11 protein-coding genes are annotated in these 22,387 nt (G+C 66.2%); 7 read left to right on the top strand and 4 right to left on the bottom strand.

Going from position 1 to position 22,387, the window contains the following annotated elements; translation table 11 throughout:
* Positions 1 to 15 precede the first annotated feature (15 nt).
* The 7 genes from QP552_RS19745 to QP552_RS19715 all read left to right on the top strand — a co-directional run bounded on the left by QP552_RS19745 (position 16) and on the right by QP552_RS19715 (position 16,518).
* The gene (locus QP552_RS19745) at positions 16 to 1,860 is read left to right on the top strand and encodes a hypothetical protein (protein ID WP_286074458.1); all 1,845 of its coding nucleotides are present in this window, start codon (positions 16 to 18) and stop codon (positions 1,858 to 1,860) included.
* Positions 1,861 to 1,997: 137 nt separating this feature from the next.
* A complete protein-coding gene (locus QP552_RS19740; RefSeq protein WP_286074457.1) occupies positions 1,998 to 2,693 on the top strand; it encodes a ComF family protein in 696 nt (231 codons plus the stop codon).
* A 255-nt stretch (positions 2,694 to 2,948) separates the two neighbouring features.
* Positions 2,949 to 4,631: a ShlB/FhaC/HecB family hemolysin secretion/activation protein gene (locus QP552_RS19735; protein WP_286074456.1), complete on the top strand. Its 1,683-nt coding sequence runs from the start codon at positions 2,949 to 2,951 to the stop codon at positions 4,629 to 4,631.
* 85 nt (positions 4,632 to 4,716) lie between these two features.
* Positions 4,717 to 15,084, top strand: a complete 10,368-nt coding sequence (locus QP552_RS19730; protein ID WP_286074455.1) for a hemagglutinin repeat-containing protein — start codon at positions 4,717 to 4,719, stop codon at positions 15,082 to 15,084.
* 46 nt (positions 15,085 to 15,130) lie between these two features.
* Positions 15,131 to 15,334, top strand: coding sequence for a hypothetical protein (locus QP552_RS19725; RefSeq protein ID WP_286074454.1), 204 nt, complete (start codon positions 15,131 to 15,133; stop codon positions 15,332 to 15,334).
* A gap of 165 nt (positions 15,335 to 15,499) precedes the next feature.
* A complete protein-coding gene (locus tag QP552_RS19720; protein WP_286074453.1) occupies positions 15,500 to 16,051 on the top strand; it encodes an HdeD family acid-resistance protein in 552 nt (183 codons plus the stop codon).
* Positions 16,048 to 16,518, top strand: coding sequence for a hypothetical protein (locus QP552_RS19715; RefSeq protein ID WP_286074452.1), 471 nt, complete (start codon positions 16,048 to 16,050; stop codon positions 16,516 to 16,518). The genes QP552_RS19720 and QP552_RS19715 overlap by 4 nt, the downstream gene beginning before the upstream one ends.
* Positions 16,519 to 17,077: 559 nt before the next feature.
* Here the strand turns inward: QP552_RS19715 and QP552_RS19710 are convergent.
* The 4 genes from QP552_RS19710 to QP552_RS19695 all read right to left on the bottom strand — a co-directional run bounded on the left by QP552_RS19710 (position 17,078) and on the right by QP552_RS19695 (position 22,386).
* A complete protein-coding gene (locus QP552_RS19710) occupies positions 17,078 to 18,865 on the bottom strand; it encodes an MFS transporter (RefSeq protein WP_286074451.1) in 1,788 nt (595 codons plus the stop codon).
* A 264-nt stretch (positions 18,866 to 19,129) separates the two neighbouring features.
* Positions 19,130 to 20,245, bottom strand: coding sequence for an amidohydrolase family protein (locus QP552_RS19705; protein ID WP_286074450.1), 1,116 nt, complete (start codon positions 20,243 to 20,245; stop codon positions 19,130 to 19,132).
* On the bottom strand, positions 20,242 to 21,018 hold the full coding sequence (locus tag QP552_RS19700; protein ID WP_106550030.1) for a DeoR family transcriptional regulator: 777 nt from the start codon (positions 21,016 to 21,018) through the stop codon (positions 20,242 to 20,244). Before QP552_RS19700 ends, QP552_RS19705 begins: the two co-directional genes overlap by 4 nt.
* A 33-nt stretch (positions 21,019 to 21,051) precedes the next feature.
* The gene (locus QP552_RS19695) at positions 21,052 to 22,386 is read right to left on the bottom strand and encodes a D-tagatose-bisphosphate aldolase, class II, non-catalytic subunit (protein WP_286074449.1); all 1,335 of its coding nucleotides are present in this window, start codon (positions 22,384 to 22,386) and stop codon (positions 21,052 to 21,054) included.
* Position 22,387: the final 1 nt, after the last annotated feature.

The following is a 22,387-nucleotide window of genomic DNA, read 5'->3' as shown; positions in this document are numbered from 1 at the left end:
TCTGGTGCTTCACTGATGAAGTTCAAGTCGGTTGTTGATGTTGCCGCATGTGCTGTCGCCCTCTGCCTGCTGCTGCCTGTTGCGGCTTACGCTCAAAGGTTTCCAGGGGATCCGTCATTTCAACCAAGCGTGTTCCCCGCTCATATGAGGCTCGTGGGCGCTTCGGGCCTTCAGGCACAGACCGCGGATTCGGTGTTTGGAGAGAGCGTTTCCCCTTCAAGTGGAAGTACCGTTTTCCTTCAGAGCGACATCCGGCTTGAAGGCACAGGGCCGGACATCGCGGTTGTCCGGAAGTTCGATGTTTCCAGGTATGCCGCGCTGGGATTGGGCTGGCAGCGCTTTGGCGACTGGGAGATGTTCATTCCTCGTATCTCGACCTTCGGCCTACCGCTGAAAGCGAACACACGGCTTGAACCTGGAAAGGAACATGAGCTGTGGCAGGTCGAGGGATCGAACCCCAACGCAAGATGTTCGGCTTTCTCAAGTGCATTGATGAGCCCGAAGAATCAAGTTGACCCCGGATTGTGGTGGCCCGGTGTCTTTCTGGAGTCGGCTCCAGGAGGCGGGGAAGAACTTCTGAAACGAGACGCCGGATTTCAGCTTGCGCCAGCGGGTGGTTCGTACCCGATTGTAACGCGGAGCAACTGGGCAATCAGTTGCCTGTCACAAACCCGGAATGGCGTTACGGGAGAAGCGTTCCTCGCGATATCGCCTGACGGCACAAAGTACTGGTTTGATTGGTTTGTCGTGGACAACAATTGGGATCTATCCGACAGCGGTGGTTGGACGATCTTCCGCTACGAAGTGTCCATGTATCCGACGCGGATTGAAGACCGGCATGGGAACAGTCTGACCTATGCGTGGTCTGGGAAGCGACTCCAGTCGATTACTGCAAGCGATGGACGAAACCTCTCATTTGCATATGACGGGAAGGACCGGATCTCGGCAATCTCGACGAATGTGGATGGCGGGGTACGGAGGTGGAGCTACAACTACCGGCCGGCGTCGAATGAGAACCCACTGGGATCCCTTGCTTCTGCGGGATTCCCGGATGGATCCGCCTGGTCGTTCGACATGGAGGACATCCGGAAGATGTGCCTGACCTATGTAACGGATGATTCACCACAGGGGTTTAACTACTACTGCGACAACATCTTCTCTGGTGGGCGGCGCGGATACTCTGCGCGCATGGTGTCGCCGTCCGGGGCGAAAGGTGAATTCGTCTTCGTCAACATGGACGGCATAAGGGAGAACACCGTTGCTGATATCTGCTGGATGGCACCGCCGGTCTACGAGTATTGGGACCCATGTCACCTGACGTCGCAGTCGCTCAGGAAGAAGACCCTGTCCGGACCGGGTTTGCCTGCGCAGAGCTGGACGTACCTCTACCGAACGGGACTTCCCGCGGATCAGGTTGCGGCGCGTTTCGGCGGATCCTACGCTGGACCCGTGAACGTCATGGCCGCGCGCGATCCGCAGGGGCAGTGGAAACTCACGTTCACAGGGGCTTCGGGCCGTGATGGCCTTGAGGGCAAGATATTGAGAGAGGATTTTGGTGCGAAGTTCGATGTCGAGCCATCGACTGACATTCTTGATGTGTACCTTCCGTTCTTGAGCTCAAGGGAAACGTCTTCTGCGGGGCAGACTATCCGTGAGTATCAGACCGTCGCGGCGGGGTATCCGCAGCGGCCTGGTATCCGCGTGAAGCAGGTTGGGAGGGGCTTCCAGGCATGGCCATTGGAGAACTTCATTCCACTGAGGAAAGTCACGACACGCCAGGATGGTGGCGAATTCGTCTGGGAGGTCCAGTCATTCGATTCGCTGGCGCGCCCTGCAAGAATTCTGGAAAGATCAAACTGACCTCGCTGCGATGCTGACCCCTGCCGGTCGAATGCGACCGGCAGAGTGGGTTCCACGGAGTCTATAGCGCTTGTTCCCTACACGACATTGCCGTGTCATCGGATGGAGAACGAGTCGAAGCGGGTTGATGCTGGGGCGTGCTCACATCTTTACTCGCAACGGAAATCGTCCGCCCGCAGAAGCTTCTGCAGCTACTGCTGCCACTGCGCTGCCTGATCTGTGGCGAGCCGGGCCACGATGAACTTGACCTGTGCCGCGACTGCCTTGCCGGACTGCCCTGGGCCGGTCGTGCCTGCCTGCGCTGTGCACTCCCGCTACCCGGGAACGCCCTGATCGTCTGCGGCATTTGCCGCGACGAGGTACCGCCGCAGGCCGCCACGCATGCCAGCCTGCTGTACCTTCCCCCCGTCGATCAGCTGTTGGTGCGCTACAAGTTCCATCAGGATCTGGCGGCAGGTCGCCTGCTCGCGCAGCTGATGCAGCGCGCACCACCCCCCTGGTCGTGCGCGCCGCTGGTGCCGGTGCCGCTGCATGGGCGACGCCTGCGCCAGCGCGGCTACAACCAGGCCGCCGAACTGTGCCGCCTGTTGCCGATGCCGGTCTGGCAGGGGCTTTACCGGCGCCGCCACACCGCGCCGCAGTCCGAGCGCAGCGCAGAACAGCGCCGGGACAATCTCTTTGACGCATTCGGCACGCGCTTGTCGCCGCCGACACGGCTGACCGTCGTGGACGATGTGATGACCACCGGCAGCACAGTGATGGAAATCGCCGAGACGTTGCGGCTGGCCGGTGCCAGGGACGTGCGGGCATGGGTGTGCGCACGGGTGCCGTGACGACGGAGCGATTGACATCGCATGACGGCAGCTGAAGGATGCCCATCCTTCAGCGCGCGGTGCTCGACTGCATCGCCGCAATGGGTGCACGGATGCAAAGACCCTAAAGTTCCGCGCACTCCCGCCGATAGCGGTTGGCGGTCGAGTCGGTGTCGGCCGCATGTTCTATCTGCACGATGTCTGTACACAGCTTCAGGTCTGTACCAATGCTGGACAAGGAAGTCGTTGATGGGTAACAGAAAAGCAGGATGCAGCATGCGTGCCGTTCTGGGCACCGCGGGGCTGTTGTGGATCGGCGTCGTGCATGCGCAGTCGGCCAGTCCCTCGTTCGCCGAGCAGCAGGAACTGCGCGAACGCGCCGAGCGCGAGGCACGCGAGCGTGAGCAGCGGCAGGCATTGCCGGATGTATCACGCGAACAGCCGGCCGCTGCCACCGATCTGCATTCGCTGGCACTGCCGGACGAAGAGCCGTGCTTCACCTTGCAGCAGCTGCAGCTCGACGGCGCGCATCTGGCGCAGTTCGCGTTCCTGCAGCGCTATCTCGACCGCTACCGTGGCCGCTGCGTGGGCCAGCAGGGCATTGCGCTGATCGTGCGGCGTGCCTCGGATCTGGCGCTGGCCAAGGGGTACGTGACCACCCGCATCGGCCTGCCCGAGCAGAGTCTGGGCAGTGGAACCCTGCGCCTGCAGCTGGTACCGGGCGTGATCCGGCAGATCCGCTTCAACGCGGAAGATGTGCCCGATTCGATGTGGAAGAGTGCGTTTCCCGCGCGGCCGGGGGACGTGCTCAATCTGCGTGCCCTGGAACAGGGCCTGGAACAGCTCAAGCGCGTTCCGTCGCAGGACGTGAACATGGAACTGGTGCCGGGCGAGGCGCCCGGCGAGTCGGACGTGGTCATCAGCATCCGCCACGGCAAGCGTTGGCGTGCGTCGGTGTCGCTGGATGATGCCGGCAGCCGTGCGACCGGAAAGCAGCAGGTCGGTGCGACCGCGTGGGTGGACAACCTGGCTCGCGTCAACGACCTGCTCAGCGTTGGCGTCAGCAGCGACGGCAGTGCCGACAAGGGCCGGGGTACCCACGGCTTCAATGCGTCGTGGTCGGTTCCGCTGGGCAACTGGCGTTTCAGCACCAGTACCTACAGCTCGCGCTACAAGCAGACCATCGCCAGCAACGCCGACACGTTCGCCAGCACCGGCACCTCCAGCAACGTCGACCTGGCCGTGGAACGGCTGCTGGTGCGCGGCAAGAGCTATCGCAGCGGCATCGAGCTGCGCGTGGCGCAACGGTCGTCGCACAGCTACGTGGAAGGCGTGGAGATCGAAGGCCAGCGCCGCCGTACCACCTCGGTCGAGCTGGCACTGCTGCACCGCCAGTACCTGGGGCGGGTCCAGGCCGATATCCGCCTGGCACACCGCCGTGGCGTGCCATGGTTGGGGGGCGATGATGACGCCGTGGGCCGCGATGGCCTGGCGCCGACCTTCCGCTATGGGCTGACCACGCTGGATGTCGGCGCCGGCGGCGCATTGACCTCCGGGCCGCGCCCGCTGGCATGGAACACCGCGCTCCGCTACCAGTGGAGCGAGGACACGCTGTACGGCTCGGAGTTCATCAGTGTCGGTGGCCGCTACACCGTCAACGGCTTCGACGGCGAGGTGCCACTCGGCGGCAGCCGTGGCGGCTACTGGCGCAACAGCATCAGCTGGATGGCACATCGCGCCATCGCGCCCTATGCGGGCATCGATATCGGCCACATCGAGCGCGACGACCGCCAGGGGATCGGCGGCGGAACCCTCAGCGGCGCCCACCTGGGTGCACGTGGCGAGCTGGGCGGATTGGCGTGGGATGGCTTCGTCGGCGTACCGATGAGCCGCCCGGCGTGGCTCAAGCATGAGGCACGCGGGCACGTGATCGGATTCCGCGCGTCCTGGCAGTTCTGATCCGGCTGGAAGCACCGTCGCCAGGTGGCGATGTGATCGGGTTGTTGTGTGTGCAGTTCCCCCTGGGTTGATGGAAGCACCTGGCATGAAGAACGTATTCCGCAGTCTGTCCCTGTCCGCTTCGGGCGCTGGTTGGGCCACGCGCCTGCGCATCGCGATGGCGAGCGCCACCCTGGCATTGGCGTTCCTCGCCCCGGGCAGCTCATTTGCCCAGGTGCAGGTGCAGGCCGGCGAGCAGGCACGGGCCGACCAGGCGGCGAACGGCGTGCCGGTCATCCAGATCAACCGGCCCAACGCGGGCGGCGTATCGCACAACCGCTTCCAGGACTACAACGTCGGGAGCGAGGGGCAGATCCTCAACAACAGCGCGAGCACCGTGCAGACGCAGCTGGGTGGCTACATCCAGGGCAACGGCAACCTGCAGCCGGGCCAGTCGGCACGATTGATCCTCAACGAGGTGACATCCACCAACGCCTCGCGCCTGCAGGGCCACATCGAGGTCGCGGGGCGCTCGGCGGCGGTGATCGTCGCCAACCCCAATGGCATCACCTGCGATGGCTGCGGCTTCATCAATACCACCCGTGGCACGCTGACCACCGGCACCCCGGTGTTCGGCAACGATGGCAGCCTGTCGGCGTTCCGGGTGTCCCGCGGAACGATCCGCCTGGAAGGCAATGGCCTGGATGCCGGCAACCTGGAAGGTGTCGACCTGCTGGCCCGCGCGGTGCAGCTCAACGCCGGCCTGTGGGCACGCCAGCTGAACGTGGTGACCGGCGCCAACCAGATCGATGCCCAGACGCTGGCGACGCAGGCGATCAGCGGAGAAGGCGAACGCCCGCAGTTCGGCCTGGACGTTGCTGCTCTCGGTGGCATGTACGCAGGCAAGATCCGCCTGGTCGGCACCGAGGCCGGCGTGGGCGTGCGCAGTACCGGCCAGATGGTGGCCGATGCGGGGGACTTCATTCTGACCCAGGCCGGCGACGTCCGCCTGGCAGGGCGCACCGCCGCCGCAGGCCGCCTGCAGATCGAGGCCGAGGGCGACCTGAAGGCCGACGGCACGCAGTACGCGCAGGGGGATCTTCAGATCCGTGCCCGGCAGGCGTCGCTTGCCGGTTCCACGTCGGCGGGCGGTGCGATGGCGGTACGCGTCCTCCAGAATCTCGACCTGGCCGGCAGCACGCAGGCCGCGCAGATGCAGCTGGACGCCGGTGGCACGCTGACGCTGGCTGACACGGTGAAGAGCGCGGGCAGCATCGCGCTGGCTGCCGCACAGGTGCAGAACCGTGCACAGGTGACCGCAGGCGCCGGGCTTGCCGTGCGTGCCGACACGCTGGCGCAGGACAAGGGCGCGCGCCTGGGCGCGCAGGCCGTGCTCGATGTGCAGGCGCGCCAGGTGGACAACGCTGGCCTGCTGCTGGGCAACCAGGGCGTACGGATGCAGGCCGCGCAGCTGCACAACGCCGGCCAGCTGTACAGCGACGCCGACGTCGAACTCGACGCGGCCAGCATCGACAACGAGGGCGTCATCGGTGCCGGTGCCAACCTGCGTGCAGCGGCCGACCGCATTACCCAGCTGAAGGGTGCCGAGCTGTCTGCGGGTGCGCTGCTGAAGGTCCAGGCGCGCCAGCAGCTGGACAACGCCGGGCGCATCCTCTCCGAGCAGGCGCTGGAACTGTCTGCCGGCGGCGTGGACAACCAAGGCACCCTTGAGGCCCGCCAGGCGGCGCTGGCGGTCGACCGTCTGCGCAACAGCGGCACGCTGCAGGCGGTGGATCTGCTGGCACTGAAGGCCAACGCCCGCATCGACAATGACGCCACCGGCAGCATCCAGGGTGGCAAGGGCCTGCAGGTCGACGCGGATGTGCTGGACAACGCCGGCATCATCGGCAGTGCAGCCGATGCCCGTCTGTCCGCTGCCACGCTCGACAACCGCAACCGGCTTGAGGCCGGCGGCACGCTGACCCTGCAGGGTGGCGCGCTGCGCCAGCAGGCGGCCGGCACGGCGCTGGCACGCGTGCTGGCCGTGGACGTGCAGAAGGTCATCAACGACGGTCGCCTGCATGGCCAGCAGGCAATGGACCTGCGCGCCACTGAGCTGAGCAACAGTGGTGTGATCTACGGTCGCGACCGCTCACAGCTGCGCACCACCACATTGGACAATGCCGGCGTGATCGCCAGCGACGGCGCGCTGGACGCGCGCGCGGATGCATTGCGCAACCGTGCCGGCGGCAACCTGTCCAGTGCGCAGTCGCTGCAGCTGGATGCGGTGACGCTGGACAACGCAGGCAACGTGTTCGCCAAGGGCGCGCTGACGGCTACCGCCGATGTGATCGACAACCGGGGCGACCTCTACGGCGCCGGTGATGTCGATGTCACCGCGCGCGATTCGCTGGACAACCAGGGCAGCCTGGTGGCCGGCCAGGCGTTGCAGGTGCGGGGCCGGACCCTGCGCAGCCAGGGTGAACTGGGCAGCGAGCGTGGCAACGTGCAGCTCGGCAGTGACCAGGCACTGGTGCTGGGCGGGCGTGCGCTGGCCGCCGGCACGCTCACCGCCCACGCGGGCGGCAGCCTGGAACAGTCGGGCAAGGTCTTTGCGCAGAAGGGCGTCGCGCTGTCCGCCGATAGCGACGTGACGCTGAAGGGAACAATCGACAGCGCCGCCGATCTGCAGGTGCACAGCGGTGGCGACCTGGACAACCAGGCGGCGCTGTTCGCCAGCGGCGCGCTGTCGCTGCAGGCCGCGCAGGCACTGCGCACGGCGGCCGACGTGCAGGCGCGCACCGTCACGCTGCAGGCCGCCCAGGCCAGCAATCGCGGGCGCGTGCTTGCCTCGGGTGACATCGATGTACGGGCCGGGCAGATCGACAACGGCGGCGTGATCGTGGCGGGCCTGCTGGCTGACGGCAAGATCGGCAGCACCGGCAGCGTCACCCTTGATGCGCGCCAGCAGCTGCGCAATGCCGGCCAGATCAACGCCGGCCAGCAGGTTCACCTGCTGGGCGACAGCCTGCTGCTGGAAGGTGGCCAGGTCTGGTCGGGTGGCACTCTGCTGGCCCAGGCGCGCTCCGGCGAGTGGCGCAATGCCGGTGGCAGCCTGACCGCGATCGGTCTGCTCGACCTGCGTGCCACCGACCTGCTGCGCAATGCGGGCAGCCTGCAGGGCACGCGCATCGGCCTGTTGGCGGCCGCGCTGGACAACAGTGGCGGCGAACTGCTGCAGACCGGCACCGATCCGTTCGAGCTGAGCCTGTCAGGCGCGCTGCGCAATGCAGGCGGGCGCATCGCCGCCAACGCCGGCAATGTCCATCTGCGGGCGGCGCAGCTGCTGAACCAGGGCGGTCGCATCGAGCATGCGGGCACGGGTGTGCTGAAAATCGAGACCGGCACGCTGGACAACAGCAATGCCGGCCTGATCGTCGGCAACGGCGAGGCGGAGGTGGCCGTTGCCGGTCGCCTCGACAACAGCGGCGGTACGTTGACCGCGGGCACCGGTGCGCGCGTGAACGGTACGGAGATCGTCAACGCCGGTGGCCGCCTTGATGCCGGCGGCACCCTCATCGTGGACGCCTCGGGGGCATTGGACAACCGTACTGGCACCATCGTGCAGCGTGGCGCCGGCCAGCTGCAGGTGCTGACCTCCCAGCTGGACAACAGCAATGGCCTGCTGGGGGCCGAGGGCAACGCCCGCGTGACCAGCCGCACGGGCGACCTGCGCAACGTGGATGGCAACCTGTACGCCCGCCAGGAACTCGCGCTCGACGTGGCCGGTGCGCTGGCCAACCAGCGGGGCCTGGTCCACGGCGGCACTTCGCTGGACCTGCAGATCGGCCAGGCGCTGGACAACAGCCAGGGCAACATCGAGGCACAGGGTGCGGTGAACATCCGTGCGGCGTCGGTGGGCAACCGTGGCGGCCGCATCGTGGCCAACGGCACCGGGCCGCTGACGCTGGAATCGGCCGGTGCGCTGGACAACCGTGGCGGCACCCTGGGCAGTACCGGTGGTGCGCTGGCGCTGACCGCAGGCAGCGTGGACAACCGCGCCGAAGGCGGCCAGGCCAAGCTGGTGGCTGGAACCGACCTGCGCCTGCAGACCGCTTCGCTGGACAACGCCGGCAGCATGGTCCACGCCGCCAATACCCTGTACCTGGAGCGCGCAGGCGCACAGGTATTCAACGTTGGTGGCCAGCTCAGCGCAGGCAACCTGCTGCGCCTGGATCTTGCCGCGCTGGACAACAGCAACGGCCGGCTGCTCAGTCGCCAGAGCCAGCTGACGCTGGGCAGCCTGGCCAATGGTGGCGGCGAAATCAGCGCCTATGAAGCACTCGGCGCACGCGTGCAGGCCTTCAGCGGCATCGGCCGCCTGTTCGGCGGCAGCGAGCTGCGCCTGACGCTGGCCGGTGACTACGTGCATGGCAACGGCCAGCGCCTGGAGAGCAACGGACTGCTGAAGCTGGACGTTGCCGGCGCACTGGTCAACCAGGGGCGCCTGGAGAGCAAGGGCACCCTTGAAGTTTCGGCGGCCCGGATCGAGAACACCGCGGGTGCATTGCTCAATGCCACGGCAGGCAATGGTAGCGGCCGCGTTGTGCTGACCACGGCAGGTGACTTCAGCAATGCCGGTCGCGTTGACGGCGATACGGTGGAGGTGTCGGCTGCCAGCATCACCAACACCGGCACCCTGATGGGCAACGCGCTGGAACTGCGCGCCTCGCGCATCACCAACGGCCGCGACCTGGGCGACACGCTGGTCGCACGCGACTACAACGAAGGGCTGATGGCGGCTACCGGCCGCATCAACCTGTATGCCAACTACATCGACAACCTCGACGGCGAGCTCTTCAGCCTGGGCGATATCCGCCTGCAGGGCTGGAACGGTGGCAATGCCCAGCAGATCCGCAACCGCTCCGGGCGCATCCAGGCCGAGAACGACCTGATCCTGGCTGCGCTGGGCGTGGCCAACGAGCGCCGTGTGCTGGTCACCCAGCACAAGGTCTACAGCGGCAACGAAGGCGCTGCCGACCCGGACAGCGGGACGTTCAGGGTCGATGGCATCGACGGCCCGGCACCGCCGGGCAAGCTGTGCCCGGGCGACTGTGCCGTGCTGGAAGTCTGGACCGAGCACAAGGACCTGGTGCTGGAAGGCACCACCGTCATCGCCGCCAGCGCGGCGTCGCAGCTGATTTCCGGTCGCGACATGCAGATGTCCGGCGGCTCGGTCGACAACCGGAACTCGGCCATCGCCGCTGGTCGCAACCTCTCGATCAACGGCCGCGGCTCGTCCAACAGCGAAGACCCCAACGACTGGGCCGGCGTGGTCAACAACGAGGCGCTGGCCGGCTACAAGGTGGTCCAGCGTACGTCGACCATCGACTACACCTACCGCCCTTGCCCCAGCCGCTGCGACTTCGAGATCTATGGCGGCAGCCGCGCGCTGGGCACCAGCACGGTCACCAAGCAGGTCACGCTGGCCGGTGGCAATGCCAGCATCACCGCCGGCCGCAAGGTGCAGATCGAAGCGCGCGAGGTCAACAACGCCGTGGTCACCGCGCACGGCGGTGGCACGCCGTTGGACGTTGCCGGTTGGCAGGGCAACAACGCCTACGCACCCGAACTGGGCCAGCAGCAGGGCGCCGGCGCGGTCGGTGGCAACGCTGGCGCACCGGGTGCACAGCAGGGCGTTGCCACCGGGCCTGCCAGCGCGCAGGCGCAGGGTGCGGGCACGGCCGGTGATACCGGCTCCCCTGGCCCTGGCCGTGTCACCACGGTGCCACCGCCGCAGGTGGTGGGCAGCCCGCAGAATCCGCTGCCGGGCCTGTCGCTGCCCAGTGGCGGCCTGTACACGGTCAATCCGGGCAACCAGCGCTGGCTGGTGGAAACCGATCCGCGCTTCGCCAATTTCGGGCAGTGGATCGGCTCGGACTACATGTTCCAGCGCCTGAACCTGGACCCCGACAAGCAGTTGCGTCGGATGGGTGACGACTTCTACGAGCAGCGCCTGGTGATGGAACAGATCACCGGCCTGACCGGGCGTCGCTACCTGGATGCCGACCAGGGCGATGGCATGGGCCAGTACCGCGCCATGATGGATGCCGGCGTGAGCGAAGCCGCGCGCCAGCAGCTGAGCGTGGGCGTGGCGCTGTCGGCCGAACAGGTGGCCGCGCTCAACGAAGACATCGTGTGGATGGTCGCCCAGGAAGTGGACGGCCAGAAGGTGCTGGTACCGGTGGTGTACCTGTCCCAGGCCACCGCCAACCGCCTGCAGCTGGGGGGCGCCGCCATCGCCGGCGAGTCGGTGGAGATCCGCGCCGGCAATGTGTCCAACCAGGGCATGATCCGCGCCGATGATCGATTGACCATCGATACCGGCAGCCTGCTCAACGATCGCGGTGGCATTTCCGCGGGCGGCAATGCCCGCATCACCGCCGTGGAGGACATCCTCAACAACAGCGGCCTGATCCAGGGCGGCAACGTGGCCCTGGTGGCCGGCCGCGACCTGAAGAGTGTCAGCGGCATCGACGTGGCCAGCATCCGTAGTGGCGGCAGCCTGGCGCTGGAAGCCGGGCGTGACCTGGCACTGGTCGGTTCGCAGACCAGCGCCCGCGGCAACGCGGCGCTGGAGGCCGGCCGCGACCTCAGCCTCACCACGCAGATGCAGGGTGATGGCACCCTGCGCCGCACCACGCTGGATGCCGGCGGCAGCCTGTCGCTGGATGCCGGCCGCGATCTGAACCTGACGGCAGTGACTGCCAAGGCCGGCGGCAACGTCCATGCCACGGCCGGCAACGACATCAACCTCAACGCACTGACCACAACCGAACAGGGCGGCTGGGGCAGCAACCGCTACGCGCGCGAAACCCTCAACGCCAGCGGCATCGAGGCCGGTGGCTCGCTGGGCATGCAGGCCGGGCAGGACGTGAACCTGCAGGCCGCGCAGCTGAAGGCCGGCGACGGCCTGGCCGTGGTGGCTGGGCGCGATCTCAACCTGCAGGCCGAAACCACCACCAACACCAGCCAGCAGCAGAGCCGTGGCAAGCGGTTCTCGCAGACCACGCAGAGCATGGACGAAACCGTGCACGGCACTTCGCTGCAGGCCAGCGGCGACATCGCGCTGGTGGCTGGACGTGATGCCAACCTCACTGCCACGCAGGTCGGCAGCACCGACGGTGGCATCAGCATCGCGGCCACGCGCGACGTGAACCTGCTGGCGGCGCAGGAAGACCACAGCTGGGAGCAGGAGACCACGCGCAGGAAGAAGGGCCTGCTGTCGAGCAAGACCACCACCACTTACGACGCGACCCACGACAGCCTGGTGGTGGGCACCACGCTCAGCGGCGAGACCGTCACCATCGGCGCCGGTCGTGACGTCGTCGCGCAGGCGGCGCAGGTGGCTGCCACCGGTGATGTGGTGGTGGCCGCCACCCGTGACCTGACCATTGGCACGGCCACGTCCACGCACAGCGAAGAGCATGACAAGACCGTCAAGCGCTCGGGCGTGTTCGGCGGTGGTGGCTTCAACCTGACCATCGGCCAGAGCAAGCTGGAAAAGGGCCTGGAGATCGAGCAGAGCGCGCCGCAGGGCAGCCTGATCGGTTCAACCGACGGCCGGGTCAACCTGAGTGCCGGCAATACCCTGCACATCACCGGTTCGGACGTGCTGTCGAAGACCAGTACGCAGCTGGTGGGCGGGCAGGTGGTGATCGACGCAGCGCAGGGCACCACCGACGTACACCAGAGCACCAAGCAGAAGAGTGCCGGCATCAACGTCGGCCTGACCGGCGGTGTGGTGGACGCCGCCCTGGCCGCCTACGGTGCGGCCAAGGCCGCCGGCAATGCGCAGGATGATCGCCTGAAGGCGCTGTACGCGGTGCAGGCGGCCAATGCCGCCGCTGGCGTCGGCGGCGCCATGCAGCAGGGGGCTTCCGGCGCCACCGACGGCGTGAGCCTGCGCATCGGCATCGGCGCCTCCAGTTCCAGTGCCAGCCAGACCAGCCACGACCAGTCGGCGGTGGGCAGCACCATCCGCAGCCAGGGCGACGTCAGCATCGTCGCCACCGCCGGTGACCTGAGCATCATCGGCAGCCAGGTGAAGGGTGACAACGTGGCGCTGGCCGCGCGGGACAACATCACCCTGCGCAGCGAAGCGGAAGACCACACGCAGTCGTCGAAGAACAAGAGCGGCAGCGGTGAGATCGGCTTCAGCATCGGCGCGCAGACCGGTTGGTACGTGTCGGCCAGCACCGCCAAGGGCAAGGGCAGCGGCAACGGCACCACGCATGTTGAAACCGTGGTGGACGCCGACCGCAACCTGACCGTCATCAGTGGCAAGGACACCACGCTGCAGGGTGCCCAGCTGAGCGGCGACAAGGTGGTGGCCAGCATCGGCGGCAACCTGTCCATCATCAGCGAGCAGGACACCGACGATTACGCCAGCAAGCAGACCCAGGCTGGCGGCACCTTCGTGTATGGCAGCGGCGGCACCGTCAACATCGGCCAGCAGAAGGTCGAGAGCCACCTGCGCAGCGTGCAGGAACAGAGCGGCATCGTTGCCGGCAGCGGCGGCTTCAACATCACCGTGGGTGGCAACACGCACCTGGAAGGCGGCGTGATCGGCAGCACCGCCGATGCCTCCAAGAACCGCCTGGATACCGGCAGCCTGACCGTTGTCGACATCGAGAACGAATCCCGCGCCAAGACCAGTGGCGGTGGCATCGGCACCGGGATGAGCAGCGGTGGTGGCATCAGTAACCCGCTGGGGAGCGCGGCCGGCGCAGGGCTGAGCCTGCTGGGCGGTACGAAGAAGAACGACAGCAGCACCACCCACTCGGATATCGCCGCCGGCACGGTGGTGGTGCGCGATGGCAATGAAAGTGCCCTGGCCGGTCTTGATCGGACCGCGACCGGGTTTGATACCGACAGTGCGCTGTCGGCCGTTGACCTGCGCAAGATGCAGGAGCGCGCCGAGGTGATGCAGCTGGGTGGGCAGCTGCTGTTCAAGGGTGCGGGTGACCTGGGCAGCTACCTGAGCCAGAAGGCGGAGACCGAGGAAGGCAAGGCGTTCTGGGCCGACGGCGGCAACGGACGCGCGCTGTTGCACGGCATGGCCGGTGCGGCGATGGCCGCGCTGGGTGGTGCGGATGCGTTGAAGGGTGCTGTGAGTGCTGCCGGTGCGGAGAAGGCCAAGAAGGCGATCTCGGATTACCTGGAGAACAACAAGGGCAGCCTGAGCGGTGAGGCCTACCAGTCGCTGATGGAAATCGGCAGCGCGATGGTGGGTGGTGCTCTGGGTGGAAGCACGGGCGCCAACATTGCGGTGACCGGGGATCGGTTCAATCGGCAGCTGCACATCAGTGAGATCGATCTGATTCAGGGCTCCGCGTCTGGATTCGCACAGCGCCTGTGTGGTTGCCGCAATCCAAGCCGCGAGCAGATCGATGCAGCCGAGAAGTCCTTGTCGGAACAGGCCTATCGACAGGTGCAGTTCGGCGTTGAGGGGCAATGGGATCAGGCTGCGAGCGACTATCTGAGGCAAGTCAGCGCGGGCAGACTTCTTGAGCCTGATCCGAACCGGCCGGGTAGTGGTTACAGCCCACTGTTCTATGCAACGCCGGGTGAGAAGGCGGACGCAACACAGTACGTCGGCTCATGGAATCTGAGGGCGGACTTCTATCGCAAGAACGGCCTGGACGTGCCCTCGCAAGAGCAGGCAATGGCCGCTGCCATCCAGGATCAAATTGATCGCAAGACCCACGGCAAAGTGCTCATTGGAGGGACGGCCGTCATTACGGCAGCTGGACTGTCGCCGGTTGCGTTGGCCGCTGCGCGTGGCTGCCTGAGCAAGCCAGCTTCCTGCGATGCAATCCTGACCGGCGTGGTTGATGCAGTCGCAAGCGAGGCAACGGGTGGTGCCAGCTTGGTGGTTGGCGCGGGTGCAGCTGCGAAGACTGCGGAGTTGATTGTTGAAAACGTTGCGCGCAAGGCAACAGGGAAAGGGGCAAAAGAACTGGGGCAGCTTGAACTGCCAATTCCAAAGGTAAATGTCGCAAAGGATTTCATTGTAAGTGTCTCAAGTATGGGGACCACTCTTCGGTACGGCAACCCAGAGGGCGTGGCAGGGTTGGTTGTCAATGTGGATAAAGCGGGAGTTCTGGGGTTTGAGATCCGAGCAGCGCAGGGGCATCCTCTTTATGAAGCATCGGGCACTGATATGTTTGCCAGCGCTATGCAGCGTCTCGGTGATGAAGGGGTCAAGGTTAAGCAAATTCGTGGGGCATGGGAGTCGGGCACGGATAGTGTCAATACTGAAAAATATCTGAAGAACATTTCGGATGGTATGTCGAAGGAGGATGCGGCTCTGAATACTTGGACTGGTCAGCTATCGCGTAAATATGGTTACAATAAGGTTGAGAAAATTGAAGAAGTCGGCGGAATTATTTATGTCACTTTCGGAAAATAGGTCGTCGTTGGATGAGATATTGACAGGAAGGTCCCCGAGCTCGGTGTTGAACGGAATTCTTGAGAAATCCGAGGCTCTGGATAAGTATGAGTTGGCTGAAATCTTCTTGGAAAAATTTGATCTTCTAGATAGTCGGGTTCTTCCCGTAATATGGAAGTGGAAGACCGCAAAATCTTTAAGGGGAATATCTGATGAGGCATTTGATGAGGCAATCATCATGCATATGAGATCCGCAGGATATGATGTGTGATTCGTAGAATATCTTTGTAACGGCTGGCTCTGAAGTTGAACAACTGGATCGGCCTGGGCGTTCATTGGGGCGTCGATCCAAGACGAACCCATCCAGAGCCACCGTGATCCCCCTCTTCATCACAACGGGCTACGATGAACCCGGTTCCGGATCGAAGGAGTGGCCATGAATTCCCCCCTCTCTCCCCTGTTGTCGGCGGTTGGCCGTAGCTGGTGGATCCTGCTGCTGTATGGCCTGGTCGCTCTCGGCTTCGGCATCATTGCCATCGGCTGGCCGTTGTCGGCGGCCATGGCACTGGCCTGGACGCTGGGCGTGATGGCCATCGTCGAGGGCGTCATCAGCCTGTTCGCATTGATCAGTGGCGGTAGCGGCGCGTCGCGCGGCTGGCTGGCGCTGTACGCCCTTGCCTCGCTGGGCTTCGGTATCCTGGCGGTGATCAACCCGCTGGCCACCGCCAGCGTGCTGGTGTTGTTCCTGGCCGCGTGGCTGCTCGTGGCCGGCATCTATCGCATCGTGTTCGCGATCCGCGTGCGCAAGCAGATCCAGGGCGAATGGTTGCTGATCCTCAGCGGCGTGCTGGCGGTGGTGCTGGGCCTGCTGTTTGCGGCGAATCCATATGCCGGCGTGGCGGTAACCACGCTGTGGATCGGCATCGGCAGCCTGCTGTACGGCCTGCTGCAGGTGCTGGTGGCATTCAAGCTGCGGAAGCTGAAGTGAGAACCGCGCTTCCGCTGTTGCTGGGCGTGGCCTTGACCCTGGCCGGCTGCATGCCGGGCGCCACGCCCGGTGGCTTGGCAGAGAAGGATCACGTGCCGCGCCCTGGCGTGGATGTGCGCCTGAGCGCGGTGGACGCCTCCGGCAAAGGCAAGCCGGCGCAATGGCAAGGCGAAATCCTAGCCCTGCGCGAGCCGCCGATTGCCGGCAGCGCAGATATCGCCGACGTGCGCTACGTGCTGGATGAGGCCAAGCAACCTGGCCTGCAGATCCGCTATCGACCCGAAGCGCACCAGCGCATCCACGATGGCACGGCAGCACTGGTGGGCCAGCGAGCGGCGATCAGTGTGGATGGCCGCGTGCTGATGGTGGCAACGGTGAAAGGCCCGTTCGGTGAATCGATGATGCTGAGCGGGCTGCCGAGCATTGCCGAGGCGCAGGCGTTGGCCAGGCATATCACCGGGAAGTGATGGCAGCGGTAGAGTCGACTGTTAGTCGACTCACGCGCGTAGTGCGGCGTTGCTGGTGTTGCAGCGAAGGGCAGTCGACTAACAGTCGACTCTACCGGGTCTGCGTACCGTACCCATCTGCGTGCCACAGCCCAGCCACCCGAGGCGCAGGCGTTGGCCAGGCACATCACCGGGAAATGATGGGAGGCGGTGGAGTCGACTGTTGGTCGACTCACGCGCGGAGCGCGGCGTTCCTGGTGTTGGAGCGAAGGGCAGTCGACTAACAGTCGACTCTACCCGGTCTGCGTACCGTACCCATCGGCGTGCCACAGCCCAGCGACCCGAGGCGTAGGCGCAGGGGTTGGCCAGGCACATCACCGGGAAGTGATGGGAGGCGGTGGAGTCGACTGTTGGTCGACTCACGCGCGTAGCGCGGCGTTCCTGGTGTTGCAGCGAAGGGCAGTCGACTGACAGTCGACTCTACCCCGTCTGCTCTACCCGGTCTGCGTACCGTACCCATCGGCAGGCCATATCCCGTTGGCATGTCATGGGGTATGGCCGACGCCAGGTGCAGGCGCTGTCAGCCCCGCTTTCCCGCGAACCGTGCCTCGATCTCCTCCAGTGACTTGCCCTTGGTCTCCGGCAGCCAGAACGCGGCCACCAGGAAGAACACGAAGGTGCACGCCGCCCAGAACACGAACATGCTGGCGTAGCCGTAGTGGCCCACCGTGGGCAGGAAGATGGCGGCGATGGTGGTGGACACGAACTGGTTGATCAGCAGTGCGATGCTCATGCCGTTGGAGCGGATGCGGTTCGGCATCAGCTCCGACAGCGCCAGCCACACGCACACGCCGGGGCCGACCGCGAAGAACGCGACGAACACCAGGATGCAGGCCGCCACCGCCCAGCCATGTGCAGGCGGCGGCACCGGGCCGATACGCGCCTGTTCGATTCGCAGGGGTGCCTGCGCGGCACTGGTCGGGTCGGCGAACGGGTTCAGATGGAGCTTGCGGAAGAACGCACCAATCACGCTGTCGGCCTGCACGGTGCCTGCGCGCTCGATGCGCAGCTCGCGATCGGTCAGGTTGTCGCTGCGCAGGGCGCGCACATTGGTGAAGTCACCGTAGGCGTAGGACACGGTCAGCTGCATCGGCCGGCCTTCGCTGTCGATGCTGCCACCCAGGCGCTGCCACTGCGCGTCATCCAGCACCAGCTGCAGGCCATCGCCGTTGACCGCTGCCTGCAACTGCGGCTGCACATCAGCGCGACCACGTTCGGCCTGGAAGAACAGCGTGGCCGCGGCCAGAAGGGCCACGCAGATGCCGCCACTGCCCAGCATCAGCAGGAACTTGCGGCCCTTGCGGTCGACCAGCAGCAGCGCGACCACGGTCATCACCGCGTTGAGCAGCTTGATCGCCACGTCAGCACCGTTGGCAACCGAACCGGACAGGCCGGCCTGGTTGAGGATGTTCACCGCGTAGGCCAGCACCGAGTTGATGCCGGTGGCCTGGGTGCAGGCCAGAACAACGCACGCAAGCAGGAACGGCACCACATAGCGGCGGCTGAGCAGCGGATCGCGCTTGCCGTCGCTGCTGCTCGATTCCGGCGCCTGGATCTGCGCCAACGTGGTTTCCACCTGCGCCGCCGGCAGTACGCGCTGGAGGCTGCGGCGGGCATCGTCCACGCGGCCACGGCGCACCAGCCAGCGCGGTGACTCGGATAGCCAGAAGATGCCCGCGCAGAACAGCAGGCCCGGCGCCAGGCAGCTCCAGAAGATGGTGCGCCACGCATGGTCCTTCACCGTGAACAGTTCCTGCGCCTGCTGCGCCATCGGCAATGAACGCACCGCTTCGGCGGCGGCATCCACCGCGTGCGCGTGGTAAAGGCCGATCAGCGCAGCCAGTACCAGGCCGATGGTCAGCAGCAGCTGGAACATCGCCGCGCCACGACCACGGCGCTCGGGGCTGAGTACCTCGGCCAGGTACAGCGGCACCACCACGCCGATCAGGCCACCACTGACACCCTGCAGCAGGCGGCCCAGCAGCAGCGGCGTGTAGCCGGAGGCCAGCGCCATGATCGGAATCGACGCGGTGAACAGTACGCCGGCCAGCAGCATCGCGCCGCGGCGGCCGATCAGGTCGGCGACCATGCCGGCGAACAGCGAGGACAGCACGCTGCCCAGCAGCACCGCCGCAACGACGAAGCCGAGCTGCTGGCTGCTGAGCTGCCAAGCGTGGCTGGCGGTCGCTTCCAGATAGGGCAGCGCGCCGGCGATGATGCCGATGTCGATGCCGTACAACAGGCCGCCGAGGCCGCCGATGAAGAGCAGGTAGCGTACGGGCCAGCGCGGGGCGGTGCTTGCAGTCATCGGCAGTTCCTGTGGTAGCGCCGGGCCACGCCCGGCGGCGGTTCGTCGCAGAGTGCTTTCTTTAGAGCCGAGCCATGCTCGGCTGCTTTCCGTTCCGATATCGAGGTTCCCCATGCCGCGCTTCGCGCGCTGAGCCGGGCATGGCTATGCCGATCGTCCTGATCGGCACCCTCCGGGCCGTCGCAAGCGACGTTGGCAATGGCTCCTGCCATTGCCTTCGGCTCTACAGGGAGCCTGCGCGGCGTCCGGGCCGCATCGCGAGTGTCAGTTCAGATCAACCACGCGCCCGCCGATCACCACCTGCTGCAGGCGCAATCCGGCATCCAGCACCACCAGGTCGGCGCGGGCGTCGGGCGCGATGCGGCCGCGATCGCCCAGGCCCAGGTAGTCGGCCGGGAAGGTGGAAACACGTTGCGAGGCATCGGCCAGCTCCAGGCCCACCTGCACCAGGTTGCGCAGCGCCTGGTCCATGGTCAGTGCACTTCCTGCCAGTGAACCGGTCGCCAGGCGCACGCAGCCGCCGCACTTGTGCACGCGCTGCTCGCCCAGCGCGTATTCGCCATCGGGCATGCCGGTGGCGGCGGTGGCGTCGGTCACCGCGTACAGGCGCGGGATCGCACGCGCGGCCAGGCGGATCACGCCGGGGTGGATGTGCTGCAGGTCGGGAATGATCTCGGCGTACTGTGCGTGCGCCAGTGCGGCCGCGGCGATGCCCGGTCGGTAATGATCGACACCGGTCATGCCGTTGAACAGGTGGGTGAAGCCGGAAGCACCGGCCTGCAGTGCGGCCACGCCTTCCTCGTAGGTGCCGGCGCTGTGGCCGAGCTGTACGCGGATGCCCATCGCGGAAAGTGCGGGTATCAGCGCGGTGTGCTCGCCGATCTCCGGCGCCAGCGTCATCACCCGGATCGGTGCCAGCGCGTGCAGCTGCTGCACCAGCGCCAGCGTCGCCTCGATGGTGCGGTTGGGTTGCGCGCCCAGCCGCTGCGGGCTGATGAACGGCCCTTCCAGATGCACGCCGGCAATGCAGGCGGCCTCGGCATCGGGCGCCGCCATGGTTGCGGCCACGCCCTGCAGCGCGTGTTCGATCTCGTCCAGGCCGGCGGTCATGGTGGTCGCCAGCAGCGTGGTGGTGCCGAAGCGCAGGTGTGTGCGGGCGATGGTGCGCGCCACGTCGCCGCCCTGCATCAGGTCCACGCCGGCTGCGCCATGCACATGCAGGTCGATGAAGCCGGGCAGGATCACCGGCAGCAGCAGATCGTCGGCGCCGCTGTGGTCGTCCACCTGCAGCTGGCGCACGTGTGAATCGAAGTGGACCTGGCCACGCCGCCAGCCCAGCGGGGTGAGGATGCGGCCGTGCAGGGAGCGGGTGTCGGTCATGCGGCGGGCTCGGCGATGATCACTTCGATGCCCAGCCGCTGCAGGCCCTCGCGGGACGCGTCGTCGATGCCGGCATCGGTGATGATGGTGTGGATCTGATCCAGCAGGGCGATGCGGTGCAGGCTGACGCGCCCGAACTTGGAGGCGTCGGTGAGCACCACGATGCGGCGTGCACGCTCGACCATGCGATGGTTGAGGCGCGCTTCGGCTTCGTCATGGGTGGTCAGGCCGAACTGCAGGTCCAGGCCGTCCACGCCCAGGAACAGGGTGTCGAAGCTGTAGGAGTTGAGGCTGGCTTCGGCCTGGCTGCCCTGCAACGACAGCGATTGCTGGCGCAGCAGGCCACCGGTCAGCAGCACGTTGATGCCGGGCGCGTTGGCCAGTTCCCAGGCGATGTTCAGCCCGTTGGTCATCACCGTCACGTCGCGCTGGCTGCGCAGGTGGCGGGCCAGGGTCATCGTGGTCGAGCCGGAGTCGATGATGATGTTGTCACCGGGCCGCACCAGGCGCGCGGCACACGCGCCGATCGATTCCTTCAGCGGCAGGTTCAGTGCGTCCTTTTCGTGGATGTCCTGTTCCTGCGGCGGCGTGCGCACCAGCGTGGCGCCACCGTGGGTACGGTTGGCCAGGCCCTGCGATTCGAAGTGGGTCAGGTCGGCACGGATGGTCACCGCCGACACGCCGAAGCGCTCGACCAGATCGGCTACCTGCACCGAGCCGTGCTCGATCAGCAGCTGCAGGATCTGTTGCCGGCGGGAGCGGGTGTTGCGCATGGCCATTCTCGGTGTCGCGGGGAAAGGTAGAGATTAGCCGTTCGCAGCAGCGGCGGCAGCCGCGCCTGCGTGGTGCGTGCGGGTTCCGGCCTGGTTGGCGCTGCACGCACGGGCGTACTCGCCCAGGCACAGGCCGACGCGATGCTGTGCCAGCGCGGTAGGCGTATTGGCCAGTGTGCCGTCGCGCACGGCGCGGTACTGCTCGGGCAGGTACTGGCTGAGCAGTACCAGCGGCGGCGCGTGCCGTTCCAGGTTGGCGAACAGGGTCTGCACCGCCTGCACCAGCGCCGGCTCGCCCCAGTAGTAGCGGCAGCGGTCGCTGAAGGAATAGCTGCGCAGCAGGCGCAGCGCTGCCTCATCGCCCTGGTAGTAGGACTGCCAGTACTTCGGCTGCGCCACCATCACTTCATCCAGCACCTGTGGCAGGCGCGAGCACTGCGCCGCCGGCAACAGTTCGGCCTCGATCGCGGCCAGCGCGAACAGCGCTTCGCGGTAGGCGAAGGTCGCCGCCGGGCCGACCTTGAGGATGGCGAAGTGGTCGCGCACCAGCGCGTGCAGGCTACTCTCGCGCTGGTAGTCGGTGGAGTGCGCCTCGAACACGATGCGCGGCTGCCGTTCGAGGAAGTCGGCCAGCGTGCTGGCAGCGGCCGCGTCGTACTCGTGCACGCTGCTGTGGTCGAAGTCCACGCCCGGCTGCACGACCATCGCGATCACGCGCTGCCACGCATCGCGCAGTTGCGGCGTGTCGAAGGCCTGCTGGTGGATGGCCAGGGTCTGCGCGGCGGCCGCTGGCGTAGTCACCTGCAGGCCTTCGGCCAGCGAGGCTTCGCCACCGGGAATCGGCACTTCGGTACCGATCACGTAGACCGGTGGCGGCAGGCCATGATCTGCAGCGGTGCGCTCGGCGATTTCAGCCAGCTCGGCCGAACGCGCAGCGACGATGGCGTCCGGCAGCGGCACCGGGTCATCGGCGCAGGACATGCTGCAATCCAGGTGGATCTTGTGGAAACCGGCGGCGACATAGGCTTCGATCAGCACGCGTGCGTGGGTCATCGCCTCGGCGGCCGGGCGCTTCTGCCAGGCATTCGGACCAAGGTGGTCACCGCCCAGGATCAGCCGCTCGCGCGGGAAGCCTTCCTCATCGGCCAGCGTGCCGACGTAGTCGCGGTACTGCGGCGGGGTCATGCCGGTGTAGCCGCCGAACTGGTCGACCTGGTTGGAGGTGGCCTCGATCAGCAGCACGGTGCCGTGCGCCAGCGCTACGTGCATGGCCGCGCGCAGCACCTGTTCGTTGCTGCAGCAGACGCTGTACAGGCCGACATTGGCACCGGCGCGATGGGAGGCAAGCAGGGTCTGCAACGGGGACATG

The organism is Stenotrophomonas sp. 59, assembly GCF_030291095.1.
Lineage (GTDB): Bacteria > Pseudomonadota > Gammaproteobacteria > Xanthomonadales > Xanthomonadaceae > Stenotrophomonas > Stenotrophomonas maltophilia_Q.
The sequence above is the reverse complement of the archived record's forward strand: the minus strand, read 5'-3'. Positions and strand labels throughout refer to the sequence as shown.

What these genes read in the sequence shown, in the direction of transcription:
- QP552_RS19745 (WP_286074458.1), top strand. Translation starts at nt 16, where the DNA reads ATGAAGTTCAAGTCGGTTGTTGATGTTGCCGCATGTGCTGTCGCCCTC.
- QP552_RS19735 (WP_286074456.1), top strand. Translation starts at nt 2,949, where the DNA reads ATGCGTGCCGTTCTGGGCACCGCGGGGCTGTTGTGGATCGGCGTCGTG.
- QP552_RS19730 (WP_286074455.1), top strand. Translation starts at nt 4,717, where the DNA reads ATGAAGAACGTATTCCGCAGTCTGTCCCTGTCCGCTTCGGGCGCTGGT.
- QP552_RS19720 (WP_286074453.1), top strand. Translation starts at nt 15,500, where the DNA reads ATGAATTCCCCCCTCTCTCCCCTGTTGTCGGCGGTTGGCCGTAGCTGG.
- QP552_RS19710 (WP_286074451.1), bottom strand. Translation starts at nt 18,865, where the DNA reads ATGACTGCAAGCACCGCCCCGCGCTGGCCCGTACGCTACCTGCTCTTC.
- QP552_RS19705 (WP_286074450.1), bottom strand. Translation starts at nt 20,245, where the DNA reads ATGACCGACACCCGCTCCCTGCACGGCCGCATCCTCACCCCGCTGGGC.
- QP552_RS19700 (WP_106550030.1), bottom strand. Translation starts at nt 21,018, where the DNA reads ATGCGCAACACCCGCTCCCGCCGGCAACAGATCCTGCAGCTGCTGATC.
- QP552_RS19695 (WP_286074449.1), bottom strand. Translation starts at nt 22,386, where the DNA reads ATGTCCCCGTTGCAGACCCTGCTTGCCTCCCATCGCGCCGGTGCCAAT.